The sequence below is a fragment of the Methyloversatilis sp. genome (assembly GCF_030698125.1).
GTDB lineage: Bacteria > Pseudomonadota > Gammaproteobacteria > Burkholderiales > Rhodocyclaceae > Methyloversatilis.
This window is the reverse complement of the sequence record NZ_JAUYNV010000004.1, coordinates 44,198-57,663: the sequence shown is the minus strand read 5'-3', so window position 1 is coordinate 57,663 and position 13,466 is coordinate 44,198. Positions and strand designations below refer to the sequence as shown.

Here is a 13,466-nt window from a genome sequence, read left to right as displayed (position 1 = left end):
GAAGCGTCAGTTGCCGTGCCAGCCTGCGGACGATAGCACACCGCGGAATCCGGCGCCGGGCGGGCGTCAGCGGCCAGAAGTCAACACAGCCCGTTGTCACCGCCGCAGTGGTTGATCGGCGCGCAGGTGCTCGGTGAAACTGACGATCATGCCGGCGGTCGCCCCCCAGATGTCGTAGCCCTGCCAGGGCATGGCCCAATACTCGCGCATCACGCCTTCGTGCTCGATGCGGCCGCGCTTGCGGTTGGACGGATCGAGCAGGAAGGACAGCGGGGTTTCGAAGGCCTCGGCAACCTCGAACGGGTCGAGCTGCAACGCAAGCGGCGTACGCAGCAGGGCGACCACCGGCGTCACGCGGAATCCGCTCGCCGTGATGAAATAGTCGGGCAGGCGTCCGAGCAGTTCGACCTGTTCGGCCGCCAGACCGATTTCTTCCTGCGCTTCGCGCAACGCGGTGGCTTCGGGCGACACATCGCCGGGATCGACCCGGCCCCCCGGAAACGCGATCTGGCCCGGGTGATCGTAAAGATGCGCGCTGCGACGGGTCAGCAGCAAGGTCGGCTCGGCACCGCCGATGACCACCGGGACCAGCACGGCGGCCGGCGTGAAGCCGGCGAAGCGCTCGTCGATCGGACACGACGGCAATGCGCGCAGGCGACTGCGCAAACCTTGCGGATCGAAACCCGCAGACGAAAGCAGGGGCGTGTCCATCAGAAGCGCTGCTTCAGCGTCATGATCTGGCCCGAGCGCTGCATGTCCATGCGGTTCAGGAAACTCATGCCCAGCAGCACATGCGGCATGTCGGCTTCCATCACTGCCGCCTCGACATTGCTCAGCGTCACGCTGCCCAGTTTGACGCTGGCCAGCTTGACCCGCCAGGCGCGCACCACGCCATTGGCGGTCTGCACCGTCATGACCGGGGCAGACGCGGTGCGGATGTTGGCGCGCAGCGCATCGCTGCGCCCGAGCGCGATGACCGTGGCGCCGGTATCGAGCAGGAAACGCACCGGCGTGCCGTTGATGGCGCCATCGGACAGGAAGTGCCCCTGCGAATCGGCGTTCAGGTGGATGGCGGCCGCGCCGGCGTCGCTGCTGCGCGACGACGCGACGTTTTCGCCGATGCGCAACTGCACGCGCCGCCCTTCGACTTCAACCCACGCGCTGTCGCGGTCGACCGACAACAGCCGGATGCCTTCCGGCGACCGGGCTCCGACGGCGAGCGTGCGCGGCGCGCCGCCATCGACCACCAGCACCGCCTTGCCGCCGAACACGCCGGCCAGCGAGAGGTCCGCCGAGTAGGCAGAACCGCCCGCCAGCGACAGAAGCATCGCTAGAATGTGCGCAGGAGGTCTATTGATGAAGCCCATTGCAGTTTTCCGTCACAGCCTGACCGAGGGGCCAGGGCATATCGCAACATACATGAAAGGCATAGGCCGCGACATCAAGATGGTCGCCATCGACCGCGGTGATGCCGTTCCACACGATCCGACAGCGTTCGCCGGCCTGTGTTTCATGGGCGGCCCGATGAGTGTTAACGACCCGCTACCCTGGATACCTGAGGTGCTTGCGTTGATCCGCCGCGCGATGGACGCCGACATCCCGGTCATCGGTCACTGTCTGGGCGGGCAGCTGATGTCGAAGGCGCTGGGTGGCACGGTGGGCGCCAATCCGGTCAAGGAAATCGGCTGGCACGACGTGACGCTCAAAGGTCCGGCTGCGCGCGAGTGGTTCGGCGACCGGGAGGGTTTCCTGTCGTTTCACTGGCACGGTGAAACCTTTTCGCTGCCCGACGGTGCCACCCATCTGCTGGCGTCGGATGCCTGCACCCATCAGGCCTGGGCGATCGGCAAGCATCTGGCGATGCAGTGCCACATCGAAATGACCGAAGCGATGATCCGCGAGTGGTGTGTCGGCGGGCAGAAGGAAATCCACGAAGCTTCGGCCCAGCCGACGGTGCAGTCGGCCGACGGCATGCAGCAGGACATCGAGGCGCGCGTGGCGGCGCTGCACGCCGTCGCGGAATGCGCGTACGCGAAGTGGAGTCAAGGTCTGAAGGACTAACTGCGCCGCCGGCTGACGCGGCCGCGCGCCGCTCAGTCGCGGAAATTGCCGAACTGCAGCGGAATGTCGGTCACCTGCTTGCGCAGCAGCGCGATCGCGTCCTGGAGCACATCGCGCTTGGCGCCGGTCACGCGCACTTCTTCGCCCTGGATGCTGCCCTGCACCTTGAGCTTGCTGTCCTTGAGGACACGCACGATCTTCTTCGCCGATTCGCTCTCGATGCCCACCTTGAGCTTCAGTTCCTGCTTCGACTTGTTGCCGCTGATCTTCTGCGCGTCGCCACGCTCGATCGAACGCACGTCGATGTTGCGCTTGGCGAACTTGGTCAGCAGCACGTCGTAGACCTGGTCGAGCTTGAAGTCGTCGTCGGCGAACAGCGTCAGCAGCTTGTCGCCCTGCTCGACGCGCGCATCCGACCCCTTGAAGTCGAAGCGGTTGGCAATTTCCTTGTTCGCCTGATCGACTGCATTGCGCAGTTCGACCATGTCGATTTCGGAACTGATGTCGAAGGAAGGCATGCGTCGGTTCCCGGAAGTGTCCGCTCAGCCGAAGTGGCAGACGTAGTGATAGGGCTCGCCAGTGACTTCGATGTCGAACGACGAGTTGCCCGGCACATTGTAGGACTCGCCTGCACCGTAAGTCCTCCATTCGGCCTCACCCTTCAGGCGCACACGGCAGCTGCCTGCCACGCCTTCCATGATTTCCGGTGCGCCGGTGTTGAAGGTGAGCGTGGCCGGCAGGATGACGCCGACCGACTTCTTCGTGCCGTCGGCGAACTGGATGCTGTGGCTGACGCACTTGCCGTCGAAATAGACGTTGGCCTTCTTGACGACATTGACGTTGTCGAACTGGGACATGCTTCCGTTCCTGTAAGTGGGTAGGCGTCCGGAGACTTACTTGCCGCGCTTGATCGCCGCGTTGGCGGCAATGCGCATGCGCAGCGCGTTCAGCTTGATGAAACCGGCCGCGTCTTTCTGGTCGTACGCACCGGCGTCGTCCTCGAAGGTGGCGATGGTCGGATCGAACAGCGAATCGGTCTTCGAATCGCGCGCGACGACGATCACATTGCCCTTGTACAGCTTCAGCCGCACCCAGCCATTGACCGATTGCTGCGTGTGGTCGATCAGCGCCTGCAGCGCGCGGCGCTCCGGGCTCCACCAGTAGCCGGTGTAGATGATGCTGGCGTAGCGCGGCATCAGATCGTCCTTCAGATGGGCGACTTCGCGGTCCAGCGTGATCGACTCGATGGCGCGGTGGGCGCGCAGCAGGATCGTGCCGCCCGGTGTTTCATAGCAGCCGCGCGACTTCATGCCGACGTAGCGGTTCTCGACCAGATCAAGGCGGCCGATGCCGTGCTTGCCACCGATCTGGTTCAGCGAGGCCAGAAGCTCGTGCGCCTTCATGCGCGTGCCGTTGATGCTGACCAGGTCGCCGCGCTCGAATTCGAGGTCGAGGTATTCGGCCGCGTCCGGCGCCGCTTCCGGCGACACCGTCCAGCGCCACATCGACTCTTCAGCCTCGGCGGACGGATCTTCCAGATGACGGCCTTCGTAGCTGATGTGCAGCAGATTGGCGTCCATCGAGTACGGCGAGCCACCCTGCTTGTGCTTCATTTCGATCGGTATGCCGTGCGTTTCGGCGTAGGCGAGCAGCTTTTCGCGCGACAGCAGATCCCATTCGCGCCACGGCGCGATCACCTTCACGTTCGGCATCAATGCGTAGGCGCCCAGCTCGAAACGAACCTGGTCGTTGCCCTTGCCGGTCGCGCCGTGCGAAATGGCGGTGGCGCCTGTTTCGCGGGCGATGTCGATCAGGCGCTTGGCGATCAGCGGACGCGCGATCGAGGTACCGAGCAGGTATTCGCCTTCGTAGATCGTGTTGGCACGGAACATCGGAAACACGAAGTCGCGCACGAACTCCTCGCGCAGGTCGTCGATGTAGATGTTCTCCGGCTTGATGCCCAGCTTGATCGCCTTGGCGCGCGCCGGTTCGAGCTCTTCACCCTGGCCGAGATCGGCGGTGAAGGTCACGATTTCGCACTGGTACACATCCTGCAGCCACTTCAGGATGACCGAGGTGTCCAGGCCGCCCGAATAGGCCAGGACCACTTTCTTGATGTCGCCGCTAGTCATCGTGCCACTCATCGTATTTCGTCTTTCGCTTTCAGTTGATTCGTTGATTCAGCTGCCGGACACGCGGCCCAGCAGCAGGAATTCCATCAGCGCCTTCTGCGCGTGCAGGCGGTTTTCGGCTTCTTCCCACACCACCGAATGCGGGCCGTCGATCACGTCTGCACTGACCTCTTCGCCGCGATGTGCCGGCAGGCAATGCATGAACAGCGAATCCGGCTTCGCGGCCTTCATCATGTCGGCATCCACCTGCCAGTCGGCGAACGCCGCGGCGCGCGCCTCGTTCTCCGCTTCCCAGCCCATCGAGGTCCATACGTCGGTGGTGACCAGATCAGCGCCGCGCGCGGCGTCCATCGGGTCGGCGAAACATTCGTGATGATCGGTACCCACGCCTGCGCGCTCCGGTTCCACCTCGTAGCCGGGCGGCGTCGAAATATTGAGTTTGAAGTCGAACAGCTCGGCCGCCTGCATCCAGGTGTGGCACATGTTGTTCGAGTCACCGATCCAGGCCACCGTGCGGCCGGATATCTCGCCTCGGTGCTCGATCCAGGTGTAGATGTCGGCCAGCACCTGACACGGGTGGTATTCGTTGGTCAGACCGTTGATGACCGGCACCCGCGAGTTGGCCGCGAAACGCTCGATGATGGTCTGTTCGAAGGTGCGGATCATGACCACGTCGCACATGCGCGAAATGACCTGCGCCGCGTCTTCCACCGGCTCGCCGCGTCCAAGCTGCGAATCACGCGTGTTCAGGTAGATGGCGCTGCCCCCCATCTGGTGCATGCCGGCTTCGAACGACAGCCGCGTACGCGTGCTCTGCTTTTCGAAAATCATTACCAGCGTGCGGTCCTGCAGCGGCCAGTACTGTTCGTAGCGTTTGAACTTGTCCTTGATCCAGCGCGTGCGCGCGAACACGTAATCCAGTTCTTCGCGCGACAGGTCGGTGAGCTGCAGAAAGTGTCTGGGTCGGGTCATCGTCAGGCGGCGAGCTGGGCGCCCGCGAGAAAGTTGCGGATGAGGGGCGTCAGGCGCTGCACCAGTTCCTGACTGTCGGCATCGGAATAGATCAGCGGCGGCACGAGACGGATGGTGGTGTCGGCCGTCACATTGATCAACAAACCGGCTTCCAGTGCCAGCGCTACCAGCGCGGCACAGGGACGATCAAGTTCGATGCCGATCATCAGCCCGACACCGCGGATGTCCACGACGCCTGCGACGTCCCGCAGCTCCGCCCCGAAACCGGCGCGGATTGCATCGCCCTGGCGCACCGCATTGCCCCGCAGATCGTCACGGTCGACCACTTCGAGGGTGGTCAGCGCGGCGGCGCAGGCGAGCGGATTGCCGCCGAAGGTCGAGCCGTGGGTGCCCGGCTTGAACACGCCGGCGGCCGGGCCGCGCGCCAGGCAGGCGCCGATCGGCACACCGGAACCCAGACCCTTGGCCAGCGTCATCACGTCGGGCTCGATGCCGGCGTGCTGAAAGGCGAACCAGCTGCCGGTGCGGCCAATGCCGCACTGCACCTCGTCCACCATGAAAAGCCACTGATGCTGGTCGCACAGCACGCGCAGTTCGCGCATGTAGGCGAGGTCTGCCGGGTGGATGCCGCCCTCGCCCTGCACCGGCTCGAACAGCACGGCGACGACGTTGCGGTTGTGTTCGGCGATGGCGCGCACTGCCTCGATGTCGCTGAACGGCACCCGGTAGAAACCCGGCGTCAGCGGCTCAAACCCGGCCTGCACCTTGCGGTTGCCGGTGGCCGACAATGTGGCCAGCGTGCGTCCGTGGAAGGCGTGTTCCATGACGATGATGCCCGGCAGTTCGACGCCGCGCTGATGACCGTACAGGCGTGCCAGCTTGATGGCGGCCTCATTGGCTTCGCAACCGGAATTGCAGAAGAACACCTCGTCCATGCCCGACAGCGCGGCCAGACGGTCCGACAGGTCTTCCTGAGCGGTCACCCGGTAGAGGTTCGAGCAATGGATCATTTCGGCGGCCTGGCGGGAAATCGCCTGCACCAGATCGGGGTGGCCGTGGCCCAGCGTGTTGACCGCCACGCCCGCCATCGCGTCCAGATATTCGCGCCCGGCGTCGTCATACAGGCGGGCGCCCTTGCCGTGCGTGAAGGCGACCGGCTGCCGGCCGTAGGTATTCATCAGATGCGTCATCGAAAGCTCCGCGACCGCGTGGCGAGTGTGCCGTCAGGCGCACTACGGAAAACGAAAAAAGCACGGCGGCTCGCGCCGCCGTGCTTGATCAAGCCGAGATTTTAGTGCAAAGCCGTCACGCTGTGTAGCGCCAGACCGTCGTGTGCGGCGCACATCGTCACTGCAGCGCAGCAAAGGTCGCGGGTGACACGCCGCTTCACAACCTGCCTGAAACGGACAACAACATCGCTAGCGCCTTGATCCGGAACGGATCACCGACAGGTACGGCGTGCCAACCTCAGTCTGGCACAAAGCGTGCTAGCACCGAGCAACCCATGTAGATCTGTTTCAGCTTGCGTTCGGCATCGTCGGCCGACGTACCCGGAATGCTCAGGTTCTCCATCAACACGCCGCTGCGTGTGCGAATGCTGAATCCGAACCGTGCTACCGGAGACCGCACCGTCGAAGGCTTCGTTGCCTTGTGAGCGCGCATGGGTGAATTAAGCATAAATCGCAATCTCGTCATGGAGATAGCGCGAGTATAGAAACTAGTTGGTAACTTTACAATTCGTTCCGATTGTTTTTTAAGGGATTTCTTGTTTGACTCGCTTTGCCTGCCGGCACACGCATCTGCGACCCGGGTCAAGAATTCCATTGCACAGGTCGTAAATCCGATATGAGCGCCGTACCGCACCTCGAAGCCGCAGCTTTATCGATTGCCGATTCACCGGCGAACGAAGTCCTGTCGACACGCCATGCCGATGACGCGTTGCGCGACGGGAGCCGCGCTCCGCGCAGTTTCACCATCATCGGCGCCACCGCGAATGGCAAGGCGTTCCGACCCAGCGACTGGTGCGACCGTCTGTGCGGCGTGATGTCATCGTTCGGCAGCCAGCGCAAGATGCGCTACTCGCCATTTGTGCGACCAGGGTGCTGGATCACCGGGGAAAAGTGTGTTTTCGTCGATGCGCGGCTGTATGAGCTCGAACCGCTGGCTTACAACTTCCTGATGCACTTCGCGCGCGACAACGGCTTGCGCGTCGACTACCAGGTCAGCGACACGCTGCCCTGACGGGCATGGCCGCAATCGACCTGCGTCGTCCGGAATGCGGACGGACAGTGAGCGCGGGAATCCACGACAACGTATGAATTCCGGATCGATCATCCGGATGACCCGTCCGACGCCTCAAACCGTTGCTCCGGAAAAGCTGCCGGAGAAAACAAAAAAGCCGACCCGAAGGTCGGCTTTTTCATTCGTATCGAGGCTCAGGCCGCTGCGGCCATCGACTTGATCGCACCGGACAGGCGGCTCTTGTGGCGAGCGGCCTTGTTCTTGTGAATGATGTTCTTGTCGGCGATGCTGTCGATCGTCGTCTGTGCCTTCAGGAAGATCGCCTGCGCGGCCTGCTTGTCGCCGGCGAGAATCGCCTTGCGGACATTCTTGATCGCCGTGCGCAGTTCAGAGCGCTGGCTCGTGTTGTGATCGCGACGAACGTTTGCCTGACGGGCGCGCTTGCGTGCTTGTGCTGAATTGGCCATGTTGCGAACTCGTGTTCGGGAAAACACGCGAATATACATAAGCTCACAGTGCGGCGCAAGCCCCCTTTCGAGCTCCCGGCAGGCACGTTCGCGCTGCGCGCTCTGGTAAGGTGCGCGCTGACCCGGCATCGCCTTCTTTCGATGAATCTGCTCCGCGCACTCGCGACCGTCAGCAGCATGACACTGCTGTCGCGCATCCTCGGCTTCGTACGCGACTTCTTCATCGCGCGCGCTTTTGGTGCGGGCGCCGCGACCGACGCCTTCTTCGTCGCCTTCCGCCTGCCCAACCTGTTGCGCCGCATGTTCGCCGAAGGTGCGTTTTCGCAGGCCTTCGTGCCCATTCTCGGCGAGTACCGCAACCGGCGCGGCACCGACGATACACGGGCGCTGATCGATCGGGTGGCGACCCTGCTGGCGCTCATCGTCACCGGCGTGACGCTGCTCGGCATCTTCGGCGCGCCGTGGCTGATCTACATATCCGCCCCGGGCTTCGCGGCCGACGCCGAAAAGTTCGACCTGACGGTCATGCTGACCCGCATCACCTTCCCCTACATCCTTTTCATGTCGCTGGTGGCCATGGCCGGCGGCGTGCTGAACACCTTCAGCCGCTTCGCGATACCGGCATTCACGCCGGTGCTGCTGAATCTGAGCTTCATCGGCATGAGCCTGTTCGCGGCGCCCTTCTTCGATCCGCCAGTGCTGGCGCTCGCCTGGGCGGTATTCATCGGTGGCGTATTGCAGCTGGCGCTGCAGGTGCCGGCACTGATGCGCATCGGCATGCTGCCGCGCATCAGGCTCGATCTGCAGGACCCCGGCGTGCGGCGTGTTTTCAAGTTGATGCTGCCGGCCATCCTCGGCGTGTCGGTGTCGCAGATTTCATTGCTGATCAACACCATCTTCGCGTCCTTCCTGGAAAGCGGATCGGTGTCATGGCTGTATTACGCCGATCGCCTGATGGAATTTCCGGCCGGTCTGCTCGGCGTGGCGCTGGGTACCATCCTGCTGCCCTCGCTGTCGCGCAGTCACGCCGACGGAAACACCGGTGAATTTTCCGGCCTGCTCGACTGGGGCCTGCGGCTGACCCTGATGCTGACGCTGCCCGCTGCGCTGGCGCTCGCCCTGCTCGCCACGCCGCTGGTGGCCACGCTGTTCCACCACGGCCAGTTCACGGCGCACGATGTGCTGCAGACGCGCAACGCACTGGTCGCCTACAGTATCGGCCTGACAGGGCTGATCCTCGTGAAGGTGCTCGCGCCCGGCTTTTATTCGCGCCAGGACATCCGCACGCCGGTAAAAATCGCACTCGGTGTGCTGGTGCTGACGCAACTGATGAACCTTGCCTTCATCAAACCGCTGGCGCATGCCGGGCTGGCGTTGTCGATCGGTCTCGCTTCGCTGGTCAACGCCGCACTGCTGTATCGCGGCCTGCGGCGCATCGGCGCCTATCTGCCGGCACCCGGATGGACCGCTTTCTGGCTGAAGATCCTGGTCGCGCTGGCCGTCATGGGCGGCGTGCTGTACGTCAGCGCCGATCTGGCCGGCGACTGGCTGCGCGCAGGTACGATGACGCGCATCCTGAACCTGACCTGGATTGTTCTGGCGGGCGCGGGTGCCTACTTCGCCACGCTGTTTGCACTGGGTTTCCGGCTGCGCGACTTTTCGCGGCGCGCAACATCCTGACTGGAGGGCATGTATGAAACTGACGAGCAACAACTTCGCAGACAACAGCCGCATTCCGGGCGAAAACGCCTTCTGCATTCCGGCCGCCACCGGCCACGTCTGCCTGGGCGCGAACCGCAATCCACATCTGGCGTGGTCCGGCCTGCCGACCGGAACGCGGTCGCTGGTGCTGATCTGCAACGACCCGGACGTACCGACCCGGCCGGACGATGTGAATCAGGAAGGGCGCACCGTGCCGGCCAGTCTGCCGCGCACCGATTTTTCGCACTGGGTGCTGGTGGATCTCGCCCCGACAGGGGAAATCGCCGAAGGCGAGTTCTCGTCCGACGTGACGCCGTGCGGCAAGCCGGGCCCGACCGGACCGCGCGGCACGCGCCAGGGCATCAATGACTATACGGCCTGGTTTGCCGGCGACGAGCAGATGAAGGGCGACTACTACGGCTACGACGGTCCCTGCCCGCCGTGGAATGACGAAATCCTGCATCACTACGTGTTCACGCTGTACGCGCTGGACATCGAGCGGCTGCCGGTCGACGGGCGTTTCAACGCCGCCGATGCACTCAAGGCCATGGCTGGCCGGGTGCTCGGAGAAGCCAAGCTGACCGGGGTTTACTCGCTGAACCCGGCAGTCACCGGCTGACGTTCCCTCAGGCCTCGTCCGGCTCCGGATCATCGACCGCCGCGTCGCGCTGCGCGCGGATGCCGGCGATCACGTCGGCCGGCGCCGCAGCGGCGATGCGCGGCGTCGCGCATTCGACGTCGCCGCACTGCGCGCGATGGCGCAGCGCATGGTCGATCAGCACCAGCGCCAGCATGGCTTCGGCCACCGGCGTCGCGCGGATGCCGACACACGGATCGTGACGGCCGTGCGTGTTGACGATGACCGGGTTGCCCGCCTTGTCGATCGAATGGCGGTCGAGCCGGATGCTCGACGTCGGCTTGATGGCGATCGACACGCGCACGTCCTGACCGGTCGAAATGCCGCCGAGCACACCGCCGGCGTTGTTCGACAGATAGCCCTGCGGCGACATTTCGTCCGAATGTTCGGTGCCGCGCTGCTCGACACTCGCAAAACCGGCGCCGATTTCGACACCCTTGACCGCATTGATGCCCATCATGGCGTGCGCGATATCGGCATCAAGCCGGTCGTACACCGGCTCGCCCCAGCCAACCGGCACACCGGATGCCATGACATCGATGCGCGCGCCGCAGGAATCACCGGATTTGCGCAGCGTGTCCATGAACACTTCGAGTTCGGGCACGATGGCCGCGTCGGGGGCGAAGAATGGGTTGTCCGCGATGGCTGCACGGTCACGGTAGCTGATGCGCAGCGGGCCGAGCTGACTCATCCAGCCGTGGATGTCGATGCCGTGGCGCTCCTTCAGCCACTTGCGCGCGATCGCGCCGGCCGCCACGCGCACCGCGGTTTCGCGCGCCGACGAACGGCCGCCACCACGGTGGTCGCGGATGCCGTACTTCTGCCAGTAGGCGTAGTCGGCGTGACCCGGGCGGAAGGTTTCGGCGATGTTGCCGTAGTCCTTCGAACGCTGGTCCTGATTGCGGATCAACAATGCGATCGGCGTGCCGGTCGTCATACCTTCGAACACGCCGGACAGGATTTCCACTTCGTCCGGCTCGCGCCGCTGCGTCACGTGACGCGATGTGCCGGGCTTGCGTCGATCAAGTTCATGCTGGATGTCGGCAGCGGTCAGCGCCAGCCCCGGCGGGCAGCCATCGACCACACAGCCGATGGCCGGGCCATGCGATTCACCGAAGGACGTGACACAGAACAGCGTGCCCAAAGTGTTGCCGGACATGGGAAAACCCGCGATTTTTCAAGGCCCGGAGTTTACCATGCGCCCCGGTCGCGCCTTTCCGGCGCACACCGCCCGTGACTGCACCCGCCTCGCCATGACACAACGCTTCGCCCTCATCATCGTGCTGACCATCGTCGCTGGCCTGTGGCTCGACGGGCAGGCCTACGTCTGGGCACAGCCGGTGGTGTCCATCTGGACCTGGATGCTGTTCGGACTGCTGTGCTGGCGCGCCGATGCCGACCATCGCCGGCTGTGGCTGGTCTGCCTGGCGTGGGCAACCTTCGGCGAAATCGTGCTCGCGCTGGTCTGGGGGCTGTACGAATACCGGCTCGGCAATCTGCCGCTGTTCGTGCCGCCCGGCCATGTGCTGCTGTTCGCGCTCGGCATGTGGCTCACCGAGCGGCTGCCCGCTTCACTGCCGGACGCCGTTCCGGCACTGGGCGCCGGTCTGGTCCTGTCCTTCGCATGGCTGGAGGCCGACACCATCAGCCTGCTGCTGTTCGCCTTCTTCCTGCTGTGCATCCGGTACGGTCCGTCACCCCGGCTGTACGGCACCATGTTTGCACTCGCGCTGCTGATGGAACTGTACGGCACGGCGATGGGCAACTGGACCTGGGCGCTGCTCGTTCCGGGGCTGCCATTTACCGCCGCCAATCCGCCGATCGCGGCCGGTGCGTTCTATTGCGCGCTGGACTGGCTGGCGGGGCTTGCGATGCGTCGGGACGACACCGCCGCGACGGTCGAGGCGCGCTGAGCCCCGCGTCGGTGGGCGTCAAAGTCCGGTCATCCGCCGCACGGCGGTGAAATACATCCGGTAGGGCAGCAGTCGCAGCAGCAGCAGCCAGCGCGTGAAGCGGTGCGGAAAGTGGATGTGGAACTCGCCGCGGGCGAGGCCGTTCAGGATATGCCCCGCCGCTTCGTCGGAGGAAATGAGGGCCGGCATCTTGAAATCGTTCTGGGCGGTCAGCGGCGTTTCGACGAAGCCGGGGCAGACCAGATGCACGCCGAGCCCGCGCGGCCGCACGTCCATGAAGAGCGTTTCGGCGAAATTGATCAGTGCCGCCTTGGTCGCACCGTAGATGATGGCCTTGGGCAGGCCGCGATAACCCGCCACACTGGACAGGATGACCAGCGCACCCGACTGCGCGGCGAGCATGCCGGGCAGCACCGCGGCACAGCCCTTCATGACGGCCGCGACATTGGTGTTGAGCGTGGCGTCGATGTCCGCCGGATCCAGCTCCCAGGCGCGCACCGCCTGATAGCGCGCGGCGACGAACAGCACGGCATCGATGCCGCCCCAGCGTGCGGTGAGCGTGGCGGCCGCATGCGCGAGTGCGTCGGGTTCGGCCACGTCGAGCGGCAGCACCACGGCCAGGGGAGACAGCGAACCCAGTTGCGCGAGCTTGTCGGCACTGCGCGCCGACAACGCCACCCGGGCACCGTCGGCCATCAGCCGGCGCGCCAGCGCTTCGCCGATGCCGGACGATGCGCCGATGAGCCAGACGCGCTTGCCCGACCAGTCAGTCAGCGGCGGATTCAGCGGCGCGAACATCAGGGCGCGCCGCGGGTGAACGACAGCGTCACCTCGCCGAGGTGGATGCCGAACTTGCTCATCGCCGAACGGTTCAGCATGACCTTGTCGTCGATCATGTACATCCAGTCGTCGAAGTCGACGTTGTAGACGCTGCCATCGACCGGCAGCGCCAGTACATACCGCCAGCGCAGCGCACTGCCGCTTGCCTCGCCGGTCGCTTCGCCGACGACGTCGTCGGCACGGCCGGTGTAGCGGCCGTTGCCCAGATCCCTGATGGTCCACACGCGGCGGCTGGTCGTGCCGTCGCTCCATGAGAAGTGTTCATCCAGCGTGCCGGTGTCGCCTTCCCAGCGCGCCTCGATGCGCACCGTGAAGCGCTTGATCACCTCGCCGCCGCGGTCCTGGAACATGCCCCAGCCATTGACCGTGCCGTTGAAGTAGGTGCGCAGGTCCATGGCGGGCTTCTGCCCTGCATAACGATCGACCGCCACGCCACCACACCCGGCCACCAGCACGGCGGCGCACAGCGCACCGATGAAGCCCCGCATCCGCCACAACATCG

At 64.6% G+C, this 13,466-nt stretch carries 17 protein-coding genes; 5 read left to right on the top strand and 12 right to left on the bottom strand.

Translation table 11 applies throughout. The features are described 5' to 3' along the window. Nucleotides 1-96: 96 nt before the first annotated feature. Together Q8Q80_RS00955 and Q8Q80_RS00950 are read right to left on the bottom strand one after the other, a co-directional pair. Nucleotides 97-711, bottom strand: coding sequence for a CoA pyrophosphatase (locus Q8Q80_RS00955; RefSeq protein WP_305631131.1), 615 nt, complete (start codon nt 709-711; stop codon nt 97-99). After that, nucleotides 711-1,328, bottom strand: a complete 618-nt coding sequence (locus Q8Q80_RS00950; RefSeq protein ID WP_305631130.1) for a TIGR02281 family clan AA aspartic protease — start codon at nt 1,326-1,328, stop codon at nt 711-713. Before Q8Q80_RS00950 ends, Q8Q80_RS00955 begins: the two co-directional genes overlap by 1 nt. 28 nt (nt 1,329-1,356) lie before the next feature. On the opposite strand from Q8Q80_RS00950, the gene Q8Q80_RS00945 reads away from it, so the two are divergent. After that, a complete protein-coding gene (locus Q8Q80_RS00945; protein ID WP_305631129.1) occupies nt 1,357-2,061 on the top strand; it encodes a type 1 glutamine amidotransferase in 705 nt (234 codons plus the stop codon). Nucleotides 2,062-2,093: 32 nt separating this feature from the next. On the opposite strand, the gene Q8Q80_RS00940 is transcribed toward Q8Q80_RS00945, so the two are convergent. From Q8Q80_RS00940 to Q8Q80_RS00915, 6 genes are all read right to left on the bottom strand, one after another. Next, the gene (locus tag Q8Q80_RS00940; protein WP_305631128.1) at nt 2,094-2,579 is read right to left on the bottom strand and encodes a YajQ family cyclic di-GMP-binding protein; all 486 of its coding nucleotides are present in this window, start codon (nt 2,577-2,579) and stop codon (nt 2,094-2,096) included. A gap of 24 nt (nt 2,580-2,603) precedes the next feature. Next, on the bottom strand, nt 2,604-2,918 hold the full coding sequence (locus tag Q8Q80_RS00935) for a pyrimidine/purine nucleoside phosphorylase (protein WP_305631127.1): 315 nt from the start codon (nt 2,916-2,918) through the stop codon (nt 2,604-2,606). A gap of 36 nt (nt 2,919-2,954) precedes the next feature. After that, nucleotides 2,955-4,193 (bottom strand): argininosuccinate synthase, encoded by a 1,239-nt coding sequence (locus tag Q8Q80_RS00930; protein WP_305631126.1) that lies wholly within the window; start codon nt 4,191-4,193, stop codon nt 2,955-2,957. A gap of 48 nt (nt 4,194-4,241) precedes the next feature. Continuing rightward, entirely contained in the window at nt 4,242-5,165 is a 924-nt protein-coding gene (gene argF, locus Q8Q80_RS00925) for an ornithine carbamoyltransferase (RefSeq protein WP_305631125.1), read from the bottom strand. A 2-nt stretch (nt 5,166-5,167) separates the two neighbouring features. Then, a complete protein-coding gene (locus tag Q8Q80_RS00920) occupies nt 5,168-6,355 on the bottom strand; it encodes an aspartate aminotransferase family protein (protein ID WP_305631124.1) in 1,188 nt (395 codons plus the stop codon). Between the two features lie 277 nt (nt 6,356-6,632). Next, the gene (locus Q8Q80_RS00915) at nt 6,633-6,989 is read right to left on the bottom strand and encodes a hypothetical protein (protein WP_305631123.1); all 357 of its coding nucleotides are present in this window, start codon (nt 6,987-6,989) and stop codon (nt 6,633-6,635) included. 21 nt (nt 6,990-7,010) lie between these two features. Between Q8Q80_RS00915 and Q8Q80_RS00910 the strand changes: the two genes are divergently transcribed. Further along, nucleotides 7,011-7,406: a DUF3579 domain-containing protein gene (locus Q8Q80_RS00910; protein ID WP_305631122.1), complete on the top strand. Its 396-nt coding sequence runs from the start codon at nt 7,011-7,013 to the stop codon at nt 7,404-7,406. A 194-nt stretch (nt 7,407-7,600) separates the two neighbouring features. Here Q8Q80_RS00910 and rpsT read toward each other — a convergent pair whose 3' ends face one another. Next, nucleotides 7,601-7,873, bottom strand: coding sequence for a 30S ribosomal protein S20 (rpsT, locus tag Q8Q80_RS00905; protein WP_257080127.1), 273 nt, complete (start codon nt 7,871-7,873; stop codon nt 7,601-7,603). A 141-nt stretch (nt 7,874-8,014) separates the two neighbouring features. Between rpsT and murJ the strand changes: the two genes are divergently transcribed. Both murJ and Q8Q80_RS00895 read left to right on the top strand, forming a co-directional pair. Further along, nucleotides 8,015-9,553, top strand: coding sequence for a murein biosynthesis integral membrane protein MurJ (murJ, locus tag Q8Q80_RS00900; protein WP_305631121.1), 1,539 nt, complete (start codon nt 8,015-8,017; stop codon nt 9,551-9,553). 13 nt (nt 9,554-9,566) lie between these two features. Beyond that, nucleotides 9,567-10,193, top strand: a complete 627-nt coding sequence (locus Q8Q80_RS00895) for a YbhB/YbcL family Raf kinase inhibitor-like protein (RefSeq protein WP_305631120.1) — start codon at nt 9,567-9,569, stop codon at nt 10,191-10,193. A 7-nt stretch (nt 10,194-10,200) separates the two neighbouring features. Here the strand turns inward: Q8Q80_RS00895 and aroC are convergent, their stop codons facing one another. Beyond that, a complete protein-coding gene (gene aroC / locus Q8Q80_RS00890; RefSeq protein WP_305631119.1) occupies nt 10,201-11,370 on the bottom strand; it encodes a chorismate synthase in 1,170 nt (389 codons plus the stop codon). A gap of 37 nt (nt 11,371-11,407) precedes the next feature. Between aroC and Q8Q80_RS00885 the strand changes: the two genes are divergently transcribed. Then, nucleotides 11,408-12,124 carry a hypothetical protein gene (locus tag Q8Q80_RS00885; RefSeq protein ID WP_305631118.1) on the top strand — a complete coding sequence of 239 codons (717 nt, stop codon included), beginning with the start codon at nt 11,408-11,410 and terminating at the stop codon, nt 12,122-12,124. Nucleotides 12,125-12,142: 18 nt separating this feature from the next. Here the strand turns inward: Q8Q80_RS00885 and Q8Q80_RS00880 are convergent, their stop codons facing one another. After that, the gene (locus Q8Q80_RS00880; protein WP_305631117.1) at nt 12,143-12,922 is read right to left on the bottom strand and encodes an SDR family oxidoreductase; all 780 of its coding nucleotides are present in this window, start codon (nt 12,920-12,922) and stop codon (nt 12,143-12,145) included. After that, nucleotides 12,922-13,464, bottom strand: a complete 543-nt coding sequence (locus Q8Q80_RS00875) for a DUF3833 domain-containing protein (protein ID WP_305631284.1) — start codon at nt 13,462-13,464, stop codon at nt 12,922-12,924. The genes Q8Q80_RS00880 and Q8Q80_RS00875 overlap by 1 nt, the downstream gene beginning before the upstream one ends. Between the last annotated feature and the right edge of the window lie 2 nt (nt 13,465-13,466).